Below are 19,184 nucleotides of genomic sequence, written 5' to 3' on the forward strand. Positions count from 1 at the left end.
ATTTATGGCACTCATCGTTCAGAAATACGGCGGCACCTCGGTTGGTACCGTCGAACGCATCCAGGCCGTCGCCGAACGGGTGGCGCGCTTCCAGGAACGGGGGGATCAGGTGGTCGTGGTGGTCTCCGCCATGAGCGGCGAAACCAACCGCCTGATCGAGCTGGCCAATGGTGTTTCCGACAATCCCAGCACCCGGGAAATGGACGTGCTGGTGTCCACCGGCGAGCAGGTCACCATTGCTCTGTTGTCCATGGCGCTGCACCAGCGCGGCGTCGACGCCCGTTCCTACACTGGCTGGCAGGTGCCGATCCGCACCGATCACAGCCACTCCAAGGCCCGCATCGAGGACATCGACGAGAACAAGATGCGCGGCGACCTGAATGCCGGTCGCGTGGTGGTGGTCGCCGGTTTCCAGGGCATCGACGACGACGGCAACATCACCACCCTGGGACGGGGTGGCTCCGACACTACCGCCGTGGCCCTGGCCGCCGCGCTGAAGGCCGATGAATGCCAGATCTACACCGACGTGGACGGCGTCTACACCACTGATCCCCGGGTGGTCGACAACGCCCGCCGTCTGGACAAGATCACCTTCGAGGAAATGCTGGAAATGGCCAGCCTCGGTTCCAAGGTGTTGCAGATCCGTTCGGTGGAATTCGCCGGCAAATACAATGTGCCGCTGCGCGTACTGTCCAGTTTTCAGGAGGGCCCGGGCACCCTCATTACCGTCGACGACGAGGTGGATATGGAAAAGCCGGTTATCTCTGGCATTGCTTTTACCCGTGATGAAGCAAAGATCACCGTGCGCGGTGCCCCGGACACCCCGGGCATCGCCTTCAAGATTCTCGGCCCGGTGAGCGACGCCAACATCGAGGTGGACATGATTGTGCAGAACGTGGGTGCCGACGGCGCCACGGACTTCACCTTCACCGTGCACCGCAACGATTTCGCCAAGGCCAAGGAGGCCCTCAAGAAGGCCGCCGAGGAACTGGGTAACCCGGAAATCATCGGTGACGACAAGATCGCCAAGATTTCCCTGGTGGGTGTGGGCATGCGCTCCCACGCCGGCGTGGCCAGCAAGATGTTCGAGACCCTGGCCGCCGAGGGCGTCAACATCACCATGATTTCCACGTCCGAGATTAAAGTCTCCGTGGTGGTCGCCGAGAAGTATCTGGAACTGGCCGTGCGCGCGCTGCACCAGGCCTTCGAACTGGACCAGCCGGCGGCCTGATGGCCCCGTCGCGCCGGCCGCCAGGGCGGTCGGCGCCGGATTCCCGGAGGCGGGAAGACTTTGCCGGTTCGTTGCTGCATAATGCGGCCTTCGTACCCCGGTGCGAGTGAGGGATTCGCATGATAACGACCGAGGTGCGATAACGCGCTCACTGAATAATCTGATGGACCCAGGAGGGATTTTCCATGCTGATACTTACGCGCCGCGTTGGCGAGACGCTGATGGTTGGCGATGACGTCACCGTCACCGTGCTCGGCGTCAAGGGCAATCAGGTCCGCATTGGCGTTAACGCGCCCAAGGAAGTCGCCGTGCACCGGGAAGAGATCTACCAACGCATTCAGCACGAAAAAACCGGCGACGGCAGCGAGAATGTGTAATTTTTGGGCTGTATTTTCCAGCTAAGCTGGTATGATGCGCGCCAATAAAGTTCCGGAGAGGTGGGTGAGTGGCTGAAACCAGTTCCCTGCTAAGGAACCATACGTATTACTCGTATCGAGGGTTCGAATCCCTCCCTCTCCGCCAGATACTAAAAAGCCCGGCCTGAGCCGGGCTTTTTAGTATCTGGCGGAGAGGGAGCACTTCATTCGAACCCTCCGTTCGACCGAACGGCGCAAAGCGCCGTGAGGGGCGTCGCCGCCCAGCGGCGACGGGGCGCAGCCCCGAGCGAAGCGAGCCAATCCCTCCCTCTCGGCGCGCGCAGCGCGCCCAAGCGCCCGAAGCTACCCCACACGCCGAATCGCGACTGAAGCCGGAACGCCGCCCGGCCGCTCCTACAAACATCGCGCCCAGCCGAAGCGTTAGGAGCAATACCCACGCTTCCGATCCTCCCACCCACGCCGCCATTCACCAAGCCTTCACAATATCCATACACCACTTCACGCCGAAACGTCGTACAAACGTACCAATCGCTGCACCCGACAACACAAAAGCAAGAGGGCAGGATGATGACAAGCGAGACTCAGAGATATTCAGCGGTGGCCTGGGTACTGGCCGCCATTCTGACGTTGACCGCCTGCGGCGGCGGCGGGGGCTCCGGCGGGGGAGGTAACGACGGTGGCGCCGATCCCACGCCCAATCAGCCCGAGGAAGAGGTGCCGGACCGTTTCACCGAAGGCCGTACCTTCCGGGTGGAACCGGGCCCGGACGCCACCGCCGACATGGTGGACGCCATGATCCGCCTCAAGCCCCGCGACACCCTGGAATTCGGCTGCGGCTATTTCGACCTGGACGAGGGCCTGCTGATCCAGGCCACGGAGAACGTGCGGGTGAAAGGCTGCGGCAAGGACAAAACGGTGTTGTCGTTCCGCGACAGCGTCAATGTCACCGGGCTGGAAGCGCTCAACGTGAGCGGCCTGGTGGTGGAAGGGATCACCATCCTCGATTCCCCCGGCGATGCCTTCAAGCTCAAGGGCGTGAAATGGGGCACCCTGAGCGACGTGCGCGCCCTGTGGTCCGGCGGCGGCGGGGTGATCACCAAGGATAACTATGCCCAGCGCATCAACGTGGCCTGTACCGCGCCGCCGTTCAACGAAGGCGACCCGGCGCCGGACTACGTGCCCAGTTCCGACAGTGGCCGCTATGGCATCTATCCGGTGGAGTCGGAAAATATCCTGGTGGAGAACTCGGAATCCATCGGCGCCTCCGACGCCGGCATCTACGTGGGCCAGACCAACACCGCCATCATCCGCGACAGCCGCGCCGCCTATAACGTCATGGGCTTCGAGATCGAGAACGTGCAGGGCGGCGAGTACGACAACAACGTGGCCGAGTGCAACACCGGCGGCTTCCTGATCTACGATCTGGAGAACATCACCCAGTACGGCGACACCTCGGTGATGGTCAACAACCTGGCGCGCAACAACAACACCTACAACTTCGCCCACAGCGGCCTGGTGTCCGTGGTGCCCCGGGGCGTGGGGTTCATCACCCTGGGCTACGACAACATCGAGGTGTTCGACAATGTGTTCGAGGACCACAGCACCGCGGCGGTGCTGTACATCAGCTATGAGCTGATCGACGGCCCCGGCAACACCGCCGACAAAAAACTGGACCCCTACACCGAGGGGCTGCACATCCACGATAACGTGATGACGAACTCCGGCTATGACCTGCCTCCGCCGGATTTGCAGAAAACCCTGGCCGGCGACATCGAAAGCGTGCTGCCCACCCTGATCGGGCTGAAGAACCTGCCCACGCTCAATAACCCGACCGAGTTGCTGTCCAGCCTGCAAAACCTGGCCAACCTGGGTAAGGGCGCGCACATCATCTGGGACGGCCTGCTCGATGACCTGGACGAGGACTGTCCCTATCCGCTGGACGCCCAGGGCAACCCGGTGCCCCAGGACGAGAACGGCAAGCCGCTGCACACCAACGAGCACCCCAACCCATCCTGCCACTACAACGCCTACAAGTTCGACGATCAGGGCGAACGCAAGCAGCCTACCTGGGGCTCCTGCATCCACGATAACGAGCTGTCCGACGACAGCGCGCCCTACCTGAACTTCCATGGCACCGATGGCCTGGAACTGGTCATGGGCCTGCTTGATCAGGATCTGTCGATCCTTACCCCGGGCGGCCTGGTGGACATCATCGGCGGCCTGTTGAACTTCCCCTCCGATACCCGGCTCGAGGACCATGATTGCCAGGCGCGCTTTGGCCGGGGGCTGGAGCCGCTGCCCCGGGTGGAGATCCCGCCGTTCGAGCCCAGCGGCGACTACGACCCGGCCACCACCGAGGAATACATTGCCCATCTCTGCGAGCAGGAGGTGGAAGAGGGTGAGGTCAACCGCGCCGCCCTGGAAGTGGACTGCCCGCTGCTGTCGCAATACAACCTGTTCGCCGACGCCGAGGACCCGCGTAGCCTGCCCCATGAAGGTGGCGTGCCGTTCGTGCTCAATACCAAGCTGTTCTCCGATTACGCCACCAAGTACCGGGTGGCGTTCATCCCGCCGGGCGAGCAGGCGGTGTACCGGGACGGCCAGGACGGCAACAACCTGAACGGCGCCATCGACTTCCCGGTGGGCACGGTGATCGCCAAGACCTTCGCCTTCACCGATGAAGCCAACGGCAGCGAGGAGCTGGTGGAAACCCGCCTTCTGATCAAACGCACCAGCCAGAGCGGCAAGGCGTTCTGGGCCGGGTTGCCCTACATCTGGGAACAGCAGGACGGCGAGATGGTGGCGCGCTTTGCCCCCGGTGGCGGCAGCCGCGCGGTGCACTGGCATTACCGGGACGCCAACACCGGCCAGGTGGTGAGCGGCGAGACCGCCGGCTATTCGGTGCCCAATGCCAACCAGTGCATCACCTGTCACGGCAACGACGACCGGCCGGCGGGCAGCGCGCCGATCGGGCCCAAGCCCCGCAACCTGAATCGTGCCTACCAGCCGGAAAGCACCTTCATGGGCACCTCCGGCCAGGCCGGTTTCCCGCGCGTCAACCAGCTCCAGTACTGGATCGACCAGGGTCTGCTGGCCGGCACCCCGGATCTGGAACTGGATGGCCAGGGCGTGGCCACCAATATCGAACGCCTGCCGCGTTGGAACGTGCCCGGCGACGGCGGCGCGGCGGCGCATTCGGCGGCGGATGTGGAGCAGCGGGTACGCGCCTATCTGGAGGTGAACTGCCAGCACTGCCATAACGACAAGGGCGCCGCCTCCAACACCGGCTATTACCTGGATCATTACCGGGACGTGGATGCCGGCTATGGCGTCTGCAAGAAACCCACCGCCACCGGTGGCGGGTCCTGCGGGCGGCAGCACGTGCTGGTGCCAGGCAGCAGCGCGGATTCCATCGTCGCCTGCCGGCTGGCCGCCGAGAATGATCCTCAGCGGATGATGCCGCCGATCGCCCGCAGTGTGGCCCACGACGAAGCTTCGGCGCTGATGAATCAGTGGATCGACACCGTGGTGGATGGCGATTACACCAATGCCGGCGGCTGCACCAATTAAGCATTTCGCGCTTTCCTTGCTCCTCCTCCTCGGGCGGCCTTCGGGCCGCTTTTTTTATTCAAGTTAATGGGTTTTTTGCCGATGACATGGCTGTAGTCCGGGCGCCGTGAGGGCGTTTCCGGGAAAAGCCTGATTCCTTGATGTGCGTTAGGAAAACGGTGGTTCATCGCGCAATCGCCGTGTTTCGGAAGTAGGCTGCGGATCATTGCCAAGCTGGTGGGAGACAAAGATGAAGTGGCTCGACGACCTGACCGTGAAAAGCAGCTGGAGCCTGGTGCTGGCCGCTTTCACCCTGATGGTGCTGCTGATCGGTGGGGTGAGCGGATACGCCAACCACCATAACGGGGAGGCCTTCGAGGCGCTCAACCAGTTGCACGCCAAACGCACCGAGACCCTGCGTGGCGCCTACATCGAGTTGCTGCGCGGGGAGCGCGGTTTGAACGCGGAAGCGGCGGCGGCGGAAGCCGACGCCCTGCTGGCGGATTCCGGCGACAAAGTGCGTGCCCGGGTGGACGAGTTCCACGCCATGGCTGGCCGGCTCGACGCGGTATTGGCCGGGGTGCTGGTGCTGTCCCTGGGGCTGGTGGCGGTGGTGTTGTGGGGCATCACCGTGAACGTGATCCAGCCGCTGCGCCGGGTGGCCGCCCACTGCGAGCGCATGGCCGCCGGGGATCTGTCCGAGCCGGTGGGGCGCCGTGGCAACAACGAAATCGGCCAGCTCTACAATGGCCTGGGCCGCATGCGCGATAACCTGGCCGCCATCGTCGGCCAGGTGCGTGCCAGCAGCGACACCATCCACGCCGGCTCCCGGGAAATCGCCGCCGGCAACACCGACCTGTCCGCCCGGTTCGAGCAACTGGCCGCCTCCCTGGAAGAAACCTCGGCGAGCATGGAGGAGCTCACCGCCACGGTGCAGAACAATGACGAGCACGCCCGCCAGGCGGATGATCTCACCCAGGGCGCCAGCCGGGTGGCTCACCGGGGTGGTGAGGCGGTGCGCGAGGTGGCGGCCACCATGAGTGGTATTCGCGATGGCTCCGAACGCATTCAGGAGATCACCGGGCGCATCGAGGGCATCGCTTTCCAGACCAACATCCTGGCGATTAACGCTTCGGTGGAGGCGGCGCGCGCGGGCGACCATGGACGGGGCTTCGCGGTGGTGGCTTCCGAGGTGCGCCAACTGGCGCAGAACACCGCCGGCCTGGCCAAGGAAATCCGCGGCCTGATCGAGGACACGGTGGAACGGGTGGGGCAGGGCGCCGAGAGGGTCAACCAGGCCGGCGAAACCATGTCGGAAATGCTTGCCTCCGTGGACCGGGTCACCGAGATCATGGCGGCGATCCGGGTCGCCTCCGGGGAGCAGACCCAGGGCATTGAACAGGTGGGGCGCGCGGTGGTGGAGATGGACCGGGTTACCCAGGACAACGTGGCGTTGGTGGCGGACGCCGCCAAAGCCGCCGGGCGGCTGGAGGCCCAGGCGCGCACGCTGCGTCGGGAAATGGCGGTGTTCAATCTCACCGCCGAGGGCGAGGCGGCGGAGCCGGCGGAGGAAGGGGCGCCGGCCCCGGTGCCCGCCTAGCTAGAGGTTTTTGGCCAGGTCGTTGAGGGCCGCTTCGGTGTCGTCCCAGCCCAGGCAGGCATCGGTGATCGACACGCCATAGCGCAGGTCCGGACCCAGGGCCTGCTGGCCGCCGTGCAGGTGGCTTTCCAGCATCACGCCGGCCACGGTGCGGTCGCCGGCCCGGCGTTGGGCGAGCAGCTCGTCCAGCACCGCCGGCTGGCGCGCCGGGTCCTTGCCGCTGTTGGCGTGGCTGCAGTCCACCACCACGCGCGGATTGAGGCCGGCGCTCTCCAGGGCATCACGGGCCGCCGCCACGCTGGCGGCGTCATAGTTGGGACCACGGCGGCCACCGCGCAGCACCAGATGGGTGTCCGGGTTGCCGGCGGTCTGGATCAGCGCCGGGTGGCCGTGATCATCGATGCCCAGGTGGGCATGGGGATGAGCGGCGGCACCCATGGCGTCCCGGGCCGCGCCCAGTTCGCCGTCGGTACCGTTCTTGAAGCCCACCGGCAGATCCAGGCCGCTGACCATTTCCCGGTGAATCTGGGATTCCGTGGTGCGCGCGCCAATCGCCGCCCAGCTCAGGGTATCGGCCAGGTAATCCGCCGCCAGCGGGCTGAGCAGCTCGGTGGCCACCGGCAGGCCCAAATCCACCAGATCCAGCAGCAGCGCCCGGGAGCGGCGCAGGCCCTCCGCCAGGTCGCCCCGGCCGTCCAGGTGCGGATCGTAGAGCATGCCTTTCCAGCCCACGGTAGTGCGCGGCTTCTCCACGTAGGCACGCATCACCAGCAGCAGGCGGTCGCCGAGGCGGTCGTTGAGCGCCTTCAGGCGGCGGCCATAGTCCAGGGCGGCGTCCCGGTCATGCAGCGAGCAGGGCCCGGTGATCACCAGCAGGCGCGGGTCCTCGCCGCGCAGGATGGCGCGTACCTGATCGCGGTGGGCGCGCACCTGGCTGGCTTGCGCCGGTGTCAGCGGCAGGGCTTCGCGCAGGGCGGCGGGGCCTGGCAGGGGGTGAGCTCGCCGTGGGGCGGGCGAAACGTCCGCGTCCTCGCGGACGGCGGCAAGACTGGCGTTCATATGATCCTTCCTTCCTCTGAAAACCTCTGAAAATGAAAAACCCCCGGTGGGTCGCCAACCGGGGGTTTCTGGGTCTTCGGCAGGCGGCCCCAACGGGCGCGCCTGTCCGGGTACGGTCAGGCGCGCGAGCGGCTAAACCAATACCCGAAGAAGAAGACGACGGCGCACGCCAACATGCCCCGGGCCGAAGGCCGGGTGCCGGGAAGCAGGCGTTGTGACGTGATACCGTGCATTGAATTCTCCTGATAATGGCCGAGCTTACTAAGGAAACGCCTCCGTGTACACCCTGATCAAACACCTGCACGTCAGTCTGGCGGCCGCCAGCATCACCCTGTTCACCCTTCGCGCCTGGTGGTCGGTGCGCGATGCCCCGAGCTTGCAACGGCGCTGGGTGCGGGTGCTGCCCCATGTGATCGACACCGGGCTGCTGGCCTGCGGCGTGACCCTGATGGTAATGCTGCGCGCCTGGCCCCAGCAGACCCCCTGGCTGGCGGCCAAGCTGGTGGCGCTGCTGGTCTACATCGGCCTGGGCACGGTGGCCATCAAACGCGGCCGCACCGCCACCACCCGCGGGGTTTTCGCCCTGCTGGCGATGACGGTATTCGCCTACTTGGTAGGTGTGGCGGTGCGCCACCACCCGGCCTCCTGGCTGAGCTAACCCCCCGTAGGAGCGGCTTCAGCCGCGATAACCCCGAATGGCGGCTATCCCGCCAGGCCTTCATCGCGGCTAAAGCCGCTCCTACATAGATGTCAGGACGTCAGCGCGTCAGGCGTCAGGCGTCAAGCGTTAGGCGCCAGGGTCAGCTTCTCCGGCAGGCGATCCGCCTGGCGGCGGTCGTGGGTGACCATGATCAGCAGCCGGTCCGCCAGTTCGCTTTGCAGGGTCTCGAACAGGGCGTCGGCGGTGGCCGGCTCCAGGCCGGTGAACGGCTCGTCGAGCAGCACCACCGGGCTATCGCGCAGCAGCACCCGGGCCAGGGACAGGCGCCGGCCCTGGCCGCCGGACAGGCGCAGGCCCTCGGTGCCGATCCACAGATCCAGACCGCCGCGCTGGTGCACCAGGTCCGCCAGCCGGGCCTGTTCCAGGGCCCGCCACAGGGTGTCGTCGTCGGCGTCCGGCCGGGCCAGGCGCAGATTGTCGCGCAGGGTGCCGGTGAACAGTTGCTGGCGCTGCAGCAGCAGGCTGAAGCAGCGGCGCCAGGCCTCGCCGTCGGCCTCCGCCTGGGCCACGCCGCCGAAGCGGATCTCGCCACCGGTGGGCCGCTGCAGGCCCATCAGGCAGTGTAATAACGTGCTCTTGCCGGCGCCGCTGGGGCCGACGATGGCCAGCGGCGCGCCGGCGCGCACTTCCAGGTCCAGGTGTTCGAACAGGGGGGGCTGGCCCGGCCAGGAGAAGCTCAGCCCCCGGGTGGTGAGCAGGCCGTCGGGCGTCGGTGTCTGGTCGCCCTCGGCGGCGGCGTGGGGCAGCGGCGCTTCGGTGAGGCCGGCCAGCCGCGACACCGTGGAGCGGGTATCCGACCAACCCTGCCAGGCCGCCGCCAGCGGCAAGGTGACCTCGGCGGCGGCCAGCACCAGCAGCATCAGCGCCAGGGCCATGGGGGCGTCCACGGTGCCGTTGCGCACCGGGCCGATCAGCACCAGCAGCATGGCCACGGCCAGCCACTGCATCAGGCTCTGAATCAGGGTCTGGGTAAGAGCCTGCCGCCAGGCCAGCCGGTGTTCCAGGTCCGCCAGGCCGGACAACCGCTGGCGCCATTGCGTCAGCAGGGTGGGGCGCAGGCCGTAGGCGAGCACGTCGGGCAGGCCGTTCAGGGCCTGCACCAGATCGCCGCGCAGCCGTTCGCGCTCCGTGGCCCGTTGCCGCAGTGGCGCGTCCGACACCCGCGCCAGCCGGATCAGCAGCGCCGCCATCAGCACGAAACCGATCAGCAGCGCCAGGGCCGCCACCGGACCGGCCAGGGCATAGCCGGCCCCGAGCAGTACCAGGGCGGTGGCGGCGGCCACTAGTGTCGGCTGGCCCTGGCCCAGCCAGGCGTTTTCCAGCCGTTCCACGTCGCCCAGCAGCCGTTCCAACAGATGGCCGGTGCTCAGGTGCGACAGCGGCCCGGGCACGCGCGGCAGGATGGCGCCGAACAGCCGGGTGCGCAGGCGCTGCATCACATGGAAGGTGGCGTCGTGGCTCACCAGCCGCTCGAAATAACGGGACACGGTGCGCCCCACCGCCAGGGCGCGGATGCCGGCGCTGGGTGCCAGCAGGTTGAAGGAGATGGCGCCGATGCCGCCGGCGGCCAGGCCGGCCAGGGCGGCGGCGCTGATGAACCAGCCGGACAGGCCGAGCAGCGCCATCGCCGACAGGGCGGTGATCAGTGCCAGCAGCCAGGCGTTGCGCAGGCGTCGGCCCTCGCCCTTGAACTGCTGGCGCAGCCAGTGGCGGGGAGAAACGGGACGGTCATTCATGAGCCATTCCTTCCAGTTCGCGGCCACGTCTCCGAAGGAGCGGTTGGGCGGTCCCCCGCTTCAGCGGCGATGGTCGAGGCCGTTGAGGCCCCCGACGCCCCCAACCAAACACTCTGGTCGCCCAGGGCCGCCAGGGCCGGGGAATGGGTGGCGATCACCAGGGTGCGGTCGCCCTTACGGGCGGCCAGGGTGGCGACGATGCGGGCCTCCAGCGCCTGGTCCAGTTCCGCGCTGGGTTCATCCAGCAGCAACAGCGGCGCCGGGCTGAGCAGGGCCCGGGCCAGCGCCAGCCGCCGGCCCTGGCCGCCGGACAGGCCGCCGCCGTTCTCGTCCAGGGGCGTGGCCAGGCCGGCGGGCAGATCCGCCAGACCACAGTCGGCGAGCACCTGCCGCAGGTCGGCGTCGTCCGCGTCCGGGGCCACCAGGCGCAGGTTTTCCGCCACCGTGCCGTGCACGAACCAGGGGTGCTGGCCGGCCCATGCCAGCCGGCCATTGGCCCGGTCCAGTCGCGGCGCCGGCTGGCCGTCATGCAGCACGCGGCCACCATCGGCGGGCAGCAGACCGGCGATTACCTTGAGCAGGGTGCTCTTGCCGGTGCCGCTGTCACCACGCAGCACCAGGCACTGGCCGGCGGCCACGCTGGCATTCAGGTTCTCGAACAGCGGTTCGCCGTCGTCGTCCGCGTAGCGGAAGCTCAGCCCCTCCAGGGTCAGAGCACCCTGGGGATTCCCGACCGCTCCTGCATGAGAGGAATCCTCGACAACCGGGTCGGCCAGCAACGGCGCCAGGGTGTCGGCGGCGGCCTGGGCGGCGGCCCGGTCATGGTAGCCGGCGGCGAGCTGGCGCAGCGGCTGGTAGAACTCCGGCGCCAGCAGTAACAGCCACAGGCCGGTGCCGAAATCCAGCCCCGGGCCGGGGCCGAAAGCCACTAGATCGAGCAGGTGCAGGCCCACATAGAGCGCCACCAGCGCCACCGACAGGGCGGCGAACAGCTCCAGCACCGCGGAGGTGAGGAAGGCGATGCGCAGGACCTTCATGGTGCGGCGCCGGTATTCGCCGTTGGCGATGTCCACCGCGTCCCGTTCCGCCTGCTCGCGGGCAAAGGCGCGCAGCGTCAGCACGCCGCGCAGCCGGTCCAGGAAGTAACCCCCCAGAAAGCGCAGGCTCTCCAACTGCCGGTCGGCGGCCCGTTGGGCGCCGGTGCCCACCAGCATCATGAACACCGGAATCAGCGGTGCGGTGCACAGAAATATCAGCCCCACCACCCAGTCCACCGCGAAGGCCGCGACCAGGAACAGCATGGTGGCCAGGCTCGCCACCCGCCTTTGCACGGCGAAACCGGCGTGGTAGCGGCCCACCGCCTCGGTCTGTTCCAGCAGGGCGGTGCTGGCCTCGCCGGGGGGCATGGCACCGCCGGCGCCACGCAACAGGGCGTCGGCCACCCGCTCGCGAATCGCCAGGCCGATGTCGGCGGCGGCACCGGCGCTGAAGCGCGCCCGGGCCGCGCCGGCCAGGGCGCGCAGCGCCAGGGTCAGCAGCAACAGCAGGGCCGGGGTCCAGAGACGGCCCGCGCCGGCCACCAGGTTGGCGGCCAGCCAGGCCAGCATGGTCGCCTGCAGGAGCGCCAGGGGCGCGTCCGCCAGGGCGGTCAGCAACAACCGTCTCAGCATCCGTGGCGCGTGGCGCCGTTGGTCCGCCAGCCAGGCGGCCGGGTCGGCTTGATGTGGATCAATGGGCATGGCGTTGGTTGGTTCCACTTTGCTCAATGTGACGTGAAGCGGCTCGGGCGCGATGCTATCCTGACCATGGTGCCAGGAGCGCTAACCGGGACGGCGCTCAATGGTAGACGTGATCCGGCGGGCTTTCACCCGCGTCATCCTGATCTCGCTCAAGGCACCGTCATTCGGTTGCGTGTAATGTCACGCATGCTGTACCTCGAACTGGAAGGCCATGGAGGACCTTCCGTGCACAGGCGGGCCGGTCGGTGGCTCGCCGGTTTGTAGTCAGGGGAGAACATCAATGATCGACGCCACGCTGGTCGAGTTGTCGCGGCTGCAGTTCGCCATGACGGCCATGTACCACTTCCTCTTCGTTCCTTTGACACTGGGCCTGTCCTTCATGCTCGCCATCATGGAGAGCGTCTATGTAATGACCGGACGCACCATCTGGCGGGACATGACCAAGTTCTGGGGGCTGTTGTTCGGCATTAATTTCGCCATGGGCGTCGCCACCGGCATCGTCATGGAGTTCCAGTTTGGTACCAACTGGGCGTTCTACAGTCACTACGTGGGCGACATCTTCGGCGCGCCCCTGGCCATCGAGGGCCTGATGGCCTTCTTCCTGGAAGCCACCCTGGTGGGGTTGTTCTTCTTCGGCTGGGACAAGCTTGGCAAGGTGCAGCATCTGGCGGTGACCTGGCTGGTGGCGCTGGGCTCCAACCTGTCGGCGCTGTGGATTCTGGTGGCCAACGGCTGGATGCAGAACCCGGTGGGGTCGGTGTTCAACCCGGACACCATGCGCATGGAAGTGGTGGATTTCGCCGCGGTGATCTTCAACCCGGTGGCCCAGGCCAAGTTCGTGCACACCGTGGCCGCCGGTTACGTTACCGGGGCCGTGTTCGTGCTGGCGATCAGCGCCTACTATCTGCTTCGTCACCGTCACGAAGCGCTGGCCAAGCGCTCCTTCACGGTGGCCGCGTCCTTCGGTCTGGCGGCGGCCCTGTCCGTGGTGGTGCTGGGTGACGAATCCGGTTACACCATCACCGACAACCAGAAAATGAAGCTGGCGATGATCGAGGGCATGTGGCACACCGAGGAGGCGCCGGCGCCGTTCGCCCTGTTCGGTATCCCCGACCGCGAGGCCCAGGAGACTCACTATGAGTTGAAAATTCCCTGGGTCATGGGGCTGATCGCCACCCGTAGCATCGATCAGGAAATTCCCGGCATCCGCGAGTTGATGGCGCTCTCGGAGTTGCACATCCGCGACGGGTTGCTCGCCTATGACGCCCTGGAAACCCTCAAGGTGGATGAGAGCAACGCGGAGGCCCGCCAGACCTTCCTGGAGAACCAGGAATACCTGGGCTACGCCTTGATGCTCAAGAAATACGTGGAGGACCCCCGCGACGCCAGCGATGAGCAGATCGCCATGGCGACCCGCGACGCGCTGCCCAATGTGTTCGCGCTGTTCTGGTCGTTCCGTTTCATGGTGGTGATCGGCTTCTACATGATCGCCTTGTTCGGCCTGGCGTTTTATATGGTCTCCCTGCGCCGCCGGGTGCCGCGCTGGTTCCTGCGCGTGGCGTTCTACACCCTGCCGTTGCCCTGGGTGGCCGCGGAGCTGGGCTGGCTGGTGGCGGAGTACGGTCGTCAGCCGTGGGTAATCGAAGGGGTGCTGCCCACCTTCCTGGGCGTCAGCAGCCTGACCGTCACCGATCTGCTGATCACGGTGGCCGGCTTCCTGGTGATTTACACCACCCTGGCGGTGATCGAGGTCAAGCTGATGCTCAAGTACATCCGCAAGGGCCCCGAGGAAGAGGAGAGCGCGGACAACCTGGCCCGGCTCGACGAGCGCTTTTCACCGGCCTTCAACCGGCCTCAGGAATAAGGAGACAACGCCATGCTGTTCGACTATGAAGTGTTGCGGTTGATCTGGTGGGCTCTGCTCGGCGTGTTGCTGGTGGCGTTCGCGGTGACCGACGGGTTCGACATGGGCGTGGCCGCGCTGCTGCCGGCGGTGGCCCGCGGTGATGGCCAGCGCCGTCAGGTGATCAATACGGTGGGCCCGGTTTGGGAAGGCAACCAGGTATGGTTCGTGCTGGGCGGCGGCGCCATCTTCGCTGCCTGGCCGGCGCTTTACGCGGTCAGCTTTTCCGGCTTTTACCTGGCCATGTTCCTGATCCTGGTGGCGCTGATCATCCGCCCGGTGGCGTTCAAGTTCCGCTCCAAGCGTGACGATGCCGGCTGGCGCGCCCGCTGGGACGCGGCGCTGTGCTTCAGTGGCGTGGTGCCGGCGCTGATCTTCGGCGTCGCCGTGGGCAATGTGCTGCAGGGCGTGCCGTTCCACTTCGACAGCGACCTGAGACCGTTCTACACCGGTTCCTTCTTTGCCTTGCTGAACCCGTTCGCGCTGCTGTGCGGGCTGGTGTCGCTGGCCATGCTGGTACTGCACGGCGCCACCTGGCTGCAGATCAAGGCGGATGGCGAGCCCGCGGAACGGGCCCGGCGCATTGGTCTGATCGCCGCCGCCGTGGTGATCGTGCTGTTCGCGATCGGCGGTTTCTGGGTCAGCAATATGGAAGGCTACCGCGTGGTGGGTGCCATGGACCCGATGGGCCCCAGCAATCCGCTGCGTAAGGAAGTGGTCACCGAGGCCGGTGTGTGGCTGGCCAACTACGGTGCCCAGCCGCTGCTGTGGCTGGTGCCGCTGGTGGGTTTTGGCGGGGCCGCCCTGGCCATGCTCGGCTTGTTCACCCGTATCGGGGCGCTCAGCTTCCTGGGCTCCAAGCTGTCGGTGGCGGGCATCATCACCACGGTGGGCGTGTCCATGTTCCCGGTGATCCTGCCCAGCAGCTCCGATCCCGGCCACAGCCTGATGGTGTGGGATGCATCCTCCAGCCACTACACCCTGGGCATCATGCTGATCGCCACCGTGATCCTGCTGCCCATCGTGCTGCTCTACACCGCCTGGGTGTACAAGGTGCTGTGGGGCAAGGTCCGCGAAAGCGACGTCAACAAGGACATGTACTGAGGAGAACCGACAATGTGGTATTTCGCCTGGATTCTGGGTGTCGGTCTGGCCTGTACCTTCGCCATTCTCAACGCCATGTGGTTTGAGCTGAACGAAGTGACCGAGCAGGCCGAGCAGGCCAAACAGCAAGGCCAGGAGGACTGACCCTCCGGCCCGTCCCTCCGATCAGGCGCCGGCTTGCGGCGCCTGATCCCCTTCCCGCAGCCGCAACGGCGGCACCAGCCCGGCGGCGATCGCCATCCCCACCAGATCCGGCAGGCGCTCGGCGCCCATGCGCTTCATTACCCGGGAGCGGTACAGATCCACGGTTTTCACGCTGACATTCAGTTGCGCGGCGATTTCCCGGTTGGTGTAGCCCTTCACCAGGGGCAGCAGCACATCCCGTTCCCGGGGGGTGAGCCGGGCCAGCCGTTCGTCCACGCTCCGGCGCCCGGCATCGCGGCCTTGGGCCCGGCGTTCCCGGTCCAGCGCTTGCTGCACGCTGTCCAGCAGCAGTTGCTCGTTGTAGGGCTTCTCGATGAAATCCACGGCGCCGGCCTTGAAGGCGCGTACCACGATGGGCACGTCGGCGTGACCGCTGACGAAGATGACCGGGTGGCCCAGGCCCTGTTCCTTCATGGTTTTTTGCACCTGCAGGCCGCCCATGGCGGGCATGCGCACATCCAGCAGCACGCAGGCATGCTGGTCCGGCGTGCAGGCGGCCAGGAAGTCGGCGCCATTGGTGAACGGCCGTGCCGTCAACCCCACGGATTCCAGCAGCCAGACCGTGGATTCCAGCATGCCGGCGTCGTCGTCGACCACATAAACGATCTGTTCGGCGGCGCTCATTGATTCTCCTCGTGGCGGGCCAGCGGCAGCCGGCAATACATTTCCAGCCCCTGCTCAAGGCAGCGGGCGTTCAGTTCGCCGCCCAGGCTTTCCACCACCGAGCGGCTGATCGGCAGGCCCAGGCCAAGGCCGTCGGGCTTGCTGGTGTAGAACGGGCTGAACAGGCGCTCCAGGGTGTCCGGGTCGGCGCCGGGCCCCTGGTCGATGACCCGGATCACCAGGGCCCGGTCCTGGTGGGCGGTTTCCACGGTCACCTCGGAGCCGGCGTCGCTGTGGCGCTCCCGGTTGGCGTCCAGGGCGTTGCGTAGCAGGTTCACCAGCACCTGCTCCAGCAGAATGCGGTCCGCCTGCAACGGCGGCGGGTCCGGCATCAAATGCTCGCGCAGGGTAATACGCTGAGCCCGGGCTTCCCAGGTGCACAGCCGGATCGCCTGGCGCGCCACGGTATTGATGTCCAACGGCTCCAGGCGGCGTTGGCCCTTGCGCAGGAAGGCCCGCAGGCGGCGGATCACCTCGGAGGCATGGTGGGCATGTTCACCGACCCGCTCCAGGCTCCGCGCCACTTTGTCCAGATCGGCCTGGTCGCCGTCCCCGGCGCGGAACGCGCTCAGGTGGCGCTGGCCGGCGGCGGCGTAATTGCTGATCGCCGCCAGCGGCTGGTTGATCTCGTGGGCAATGCCCGAGGCCAGCTCGCCCATGGCGATCAACCGGCTGCTGCGCGCCAGTTCGTCCTGGTGGCGGCGCTGCTGCGCTTCCATTACCTCGGCCAGGCGCCGCCGGTTTTGCTCCGCGCGCACCCGGGCGGTGATGTCCCGGCTCACGCTGACCACCTCCACCACGGCGCCGGTGTAGGTTTCGCGGATGGCGTGGCTGGCGGTCTCGAACCACAGGTAGTGGCCGTCCCGGTGGCGGATGCGGTAGGTCATGGTGTGGTAGCCCTTTTCCTCCAGGGCCTCGGCGGCCTCCCGGCGGCGGCGCTCCCGGTCCTGTTCGTGGAACAGGTCCAGGACGGCGTGTCCGCGCAGCTGTTCCGGCCAGTAGCCCAGCAGCCCCCAGGACGCCGGCGAAGCGTCCAGGAACACGCCGTCCGGCCGGTGGCGGGAAATCAGGTCGGTGGTGTTCTCGGTGATCAGCCGGTACAGACGGCGGGCCCGGTAGGCGGCCTTTTCGTTGCCGAGCTGTTCGGTGGCGTCGCGGCCCCGGGCCAGCACCCGGTTGCCGGGCAGGGGAATGAAGGTCCACAGCAGCAGCCGCTCGCCCAGCCGTGCTTCCACCTCGGCGATGGCCCGCCGTTGGCACAGGCAGGCGGCGGCCAGCGCCGGGTAATTGGCGGGCAGGGCAGCGCCGGTGTCGGCGCCTTGATCGCGCAGCAGGGCGTGCAGGGCCGGATTGGCGTCCAGGGGCTGGCCGGCGGCGTCCAGTACCAGCGCCGGTTGCGGGTCCTGGTCGAGCAGGGCGGGGGCGGGGTCCGTGGCCATCCCGGGTCACCCAAAACGGCATCTAGTAGATATACTATAAGACTCTGGTTTTATTTCCATATCTGTTCTTTTTCGTCTATAAAGTTGCCCCGGCGTTACGGGTCAATGCCGTAACTCTACCCGAATAATACCGCGAACAACCACGGGACCATCGTTATGTCCATTTACGAGCAGGGCCTGGCGCCCACCGAGGTCAACCACGTTCCCCTGACCCCCCTCAGCTTCATCGAGCGCACCGCCTCGGTGTACCCGGATTATCCGGCGGTGATTCACGGTGACATCCGTCGCACCTGGCGCGAGACTTATCAGCGCTGCCGGAGTCTGGCTTCGGCCCTGGCCGGGCGTGGCATCGGCAAGGGTGACACCGTGGCGGTGATGCTGCCGAACATCCCGGCGATGCTGGAAGCCCACTTCGGCGTGCCGATGATCGGCGCCGTGCTGAACACCCTGAATGTGCGCCTGGACGCGGATGCCATCGCCTACATGCTGGAGCACGGCGAGGCCAAGGCGCTGATCGTCGACCGGGAATTCCACGCCGTGATCGCCGACGCCCTGGCGCGGTTGGACACGCCGCCCCTGGTGATCGACGTGGACGATCCGGAATACGACGAAGGCGAACCGGTCAGCGACCTGGACTATGAAGCCTTCCTTGCCGAGGGCGATCCGGAGTACCACTGGCACTGGCCGGACAATGAGTGGAACGCCATCTCCCTCAACTACACCTCCGGCACCACCGGTGATCCCAAAGGCGTGGTCTACCATCATCGTGGCGCCTATCTGAATTCCCTGGGCAACCAGGCCACCTGGTCCATGGGGCTGCACCCGGTGTATCTGTGGACGCTGCCCATGTTCCACTGCAACGGCTGGTGCTACCCCTGGACCGTCACCGCCCAGGCCGGCGTGCATGTGTGCCTGCGGCGTGTGGACCCGCAGCGCATCCTGACTCTGATCCGGCAGCACCGGGTTTCCCATCTGTGTGGCGCGCCGGTGGTGCTCAACGCCCTGATCAACATGCCCGAGGAGGCCAAGGCGGCCATCGAGCATCCCGTGGACGCCATGACCGCCGGCGCCGCGCCGCCGGCAAAGGTGATCGGCGCGGTGGAGGAAATGGGGCTGCGCGTCACCCATGTGTACGGCCTCACCGAAGTGTACGGCCCGGTGACGGTGTGCGCCTGGCACGGCCATTGGGATGAGCTGCCGCTGGAGGAGCGCGCCGCCATCAAGTCCCGCCAGGGGGTGCGCTATCCGACCCTGGAAGGGGTGATGGTGGCCGACCCGGAGACCCTGGAACCGGTGCCCCGGGACGGCGAGACCATCGGCGAGATCTTCATGCGCGGCAACACCGTGATGAAGGGCTATCTCAAAAACGAGGCCGCCACCCGGGAATCATTCCAGGGCGGCTGGTTCCACACCGGTGATCTGGCGGTCTGGCATCCGGATGGCTACGTGGAGATCAAGGATCGTCTCAAGGACATCATCATTTCCGGTGGCGAGAACATTTCCACCATCGAGGTGGAGAACGTGCTCTACCGTCACGGTGACGTCATGGAGGCGGCGGTGGTGGCGCGCCCGGACGAAAAATGGGGCGAGACTCCCTGTGCCTTCGTCACCCTCAAGGCGGGTCGCGAAGGCGTCTCCGAACAGGACGTGATCGGCTTCTGCCGGGATCACCTGGCCGGCTTCAAGGTGCCCAAGACGGTGGTGTTTGGTGAGCTGCCGAAAACCTCCACCGGCAAGATTCAGAAGTACGTGCTGCGTGACCGCGCCCGGGCGCTGTAAGGCCCGCGACGCCATGGCGTGGACCTATCCGTGCCGTGGTGGTCGCCTGAACGGCGGTTAGCGCCTAAAATGGCCGCCTT

At 66.6% G+C, this 19,184-nt stretch carries 14 protein-coding genes and 1 tRNA gene; 10 read left to right on the forward strand and 5 right to left on the reverse strand.

All coding sequences use genetic code 11. The features are described from left to right. Positions 1–4: 4 nt before the first annotated feature. From JF515_RS06360 to JF515_RS06380, 5 genes are all read left to right on the forward strand, one after another. Complete coding sequence (locus JF515_RS06360; protein ID WP_203102175.1) at positions 5–1,231, forward strand: aspartate kinase; 1,227 nt, start codon at positions 5–7, stop codon at positions 1,229–1,231. Between the two features lie 185 nt (positions 1,232–1,416). Next, the gene (gene csrA / locus JF515_RS06365; RefSeq protein ID WP_161384976.1) at positions 1,417–1,608 is read left to right on the forward strand and encodes a carbon storage regulator CsrA; all 192 of its coding nucleotides are present in this window, start codon (positions 1,417–1,419) and stop codon (positions 1,606–1,608) included. 54 nt (positions 1,609–1,662) lie between these two features. After that, positions 1,663–1,753, forward strand: a tRNA-Ser gene (locus JF515_RS06370). Positions 1,754–2,172: 419 nt separating this feature from the next. Next, a complete protein-coding gene (locus JF515_RS06375) occupies positions 2,173–5,178 on the forward strand; it encodes a parallel beta-helix domain-containing protein (protein ID WP_238400896.1) in 3,006 nt (1,001 codons plus the stop codon). A gap of 229 nt (positions 5,179–5,407) precedes the next feature. Next, positions 5,408–6,757 (forward strand): methyl-accepting chemotaxis protein, encoded by a 1,350-nt coding sequence (locus JF515_RS06380; RefSeq protein ID WP_203102177.1) that lies wholly within the window; start codon positions 5,408–5,410, stop codon positions 6,755–6,757. Here JF515_RS06380 and JF515_RS06385 read toward each other — a convergent pair whose 3' ends face one another. Continuing rightward, entirely contained in the window at positions 6,758–7,816 is a 1,059-nt protein-coding gene (locus tag JF515_RS06385) for a 3-deoxy-7-phosphoheptulonate synthase (RefSeq protein ID WP_203102179.1), read from the reverse strand. Positions 7,817–8,093: 277 nt separating this feature from the next. Between JF515_RS06385 and JF515_RS06390 the strand changes: the two genes are divergently transcribed. Next, positions 8,094–8,474 carry a SirB2 family protein gene (locus JF515_RS06390; protein ID WP_203102181.1) on the forward strand — a complete coding sequence of 127 codons (381 nt, stop codon included), beginning with the start codon at positions 8,094–8,096 and terminating at the stop codon, positions 8,472–8,474. Positions 8,475–8,596: 122 nt separating this feature from the next. Here the strand turns inward: JF515_RS06390 and cydC are convergent, their stop codons facing one another. Both cydC and cydD read right to left on the reverse strand, forming a co-directional pair. Beyond that, positions 8,597–10,273 carry a thiol reductant ABC exporter subunit CydC gene (gene cydC, locus JF515_RS06395; RefSeq protein WP_203102192.1) on the reverse strand — a complete coding sequence of 559 codons (1,677 nt, stop codon included), beginning with the start codon at positions 10,271–10,273 and terminating at the stop codon, positions 8,597–8,599. Continuing rightward, positions 10,270–12,012, reverse strand: a complete 1,743-nt coding sequence (cydD, locus tag JF515_RS06400) for a thiol reductant ABC exporter subunit CydD (RefSeq protein WP_203102200.1) — start codon at positions 12,010–12,012, stop codon at positions 10,270–10,272. Before cydD ends, cydC begins: the two co-directional genes overlap by 4 nt. 280 nt (positions 12,013–12,292) lie before the next feature. Between cydD and JF515_RS06405 the strand changes: the two genes are divergently transcribed. From JF515_RS06405 to cydX, 3 genes are read left to right on the forward strand one after another with little or no spacing between them, the layout of a single operon-like run. After that, positions 12,293–13,876: a cytochrome ubiquinol oxidase subunit I gene (locus tag JF515_RS06405; RefSeq protein ID WP_203102208.1), complete on the forward strand. Its 1,584-nt coding sequence runs from the start codon at positions 12,293–12,295 to the stop codon at positions 13,874–13,876. Positions 13,877–13,888: 12 nt separating this feature from the next. Then, complete coding sequence (gene cydB, locus JF515_RS06410; protein WP_338015177.1) at positions 13,889–15,019, forward strand: cytochrome d ubiquinol oxidase subunit II; 1,131 nt, start codon at positions 13,889–13,891, stop codon at positions 15,017–15,019. 12 nt (positions 15,020–15,031) lie between these two features. After that, positions 15,032–15,163 carry a cytochrome bd-I oxidase subunit CydX gene (gene cydX / locus JF515_RS06415; protein WP_138771721.1) on the forward strand — a complete coding sequence of 44 codons (132 nt, stop codon included), beginning with the start codon at positions 15,032–15,034 and terminating at the stop codon, positions 15,161–15,163. A gap of 21 nt (positions 15,164–15,184) precedes the next feature. Here the strand turns inward: cydX and JF515_RS06420 are convergent, their stop codons facing one another. Both JF515_RS06420 and JF515_RS06425 read right to left on the reverse strand, forming a co-directional pair. Further along, complete coding sequence (locus tag JF515_RS06420) at positions 15,185–15,847, reverse strand: response regulator transcription factor (protein ID WP_203102210.1); 663 nt, start codon at positions 15,845–15,847, stop codon at positions 15,185–15,187. Beyond that, entirely contained in the window at positions 15,844–17,325 is a 1,482-nt protein-coding gene (locus JF515_RS06425; RefSeq protein ID WP_203102212.1) for a PAS domain-containing sensor histidine kinase, read from the reverse strand. Before JF515_RS06425 ends, JF515_RS06420 begins: the two co-directional genes overlap by 4 nt. Before the next feature lie 156 nt (positions 17,326–17,481). Between JF515_RS06425 and JF515_RS06430 the strand changes: the two genes are divergently transcribed. Continuing rightward, entirely contained in the window at positions 17,482–19,104 is a 1,623-nt protein-coding gene (locus tag JF515_RS06430; protein WP_238400897.1) for an acyl-CoA synthetase, read from the forward strand. Positions 19,105–19,184: the final 80 nt, after the last annotated feature.

Source organism: Alloalcanivorax marinus, assembly GCF_016785095.1.
GTDB classification, from domain to species: domain Bacteria; phylum Pseudomonadota; class Gammaproteobacteria; order Pseudomonadales; family Alcanivoracaceae; genus Alloalcanivorax; species Alloalcanivorax marinus_A.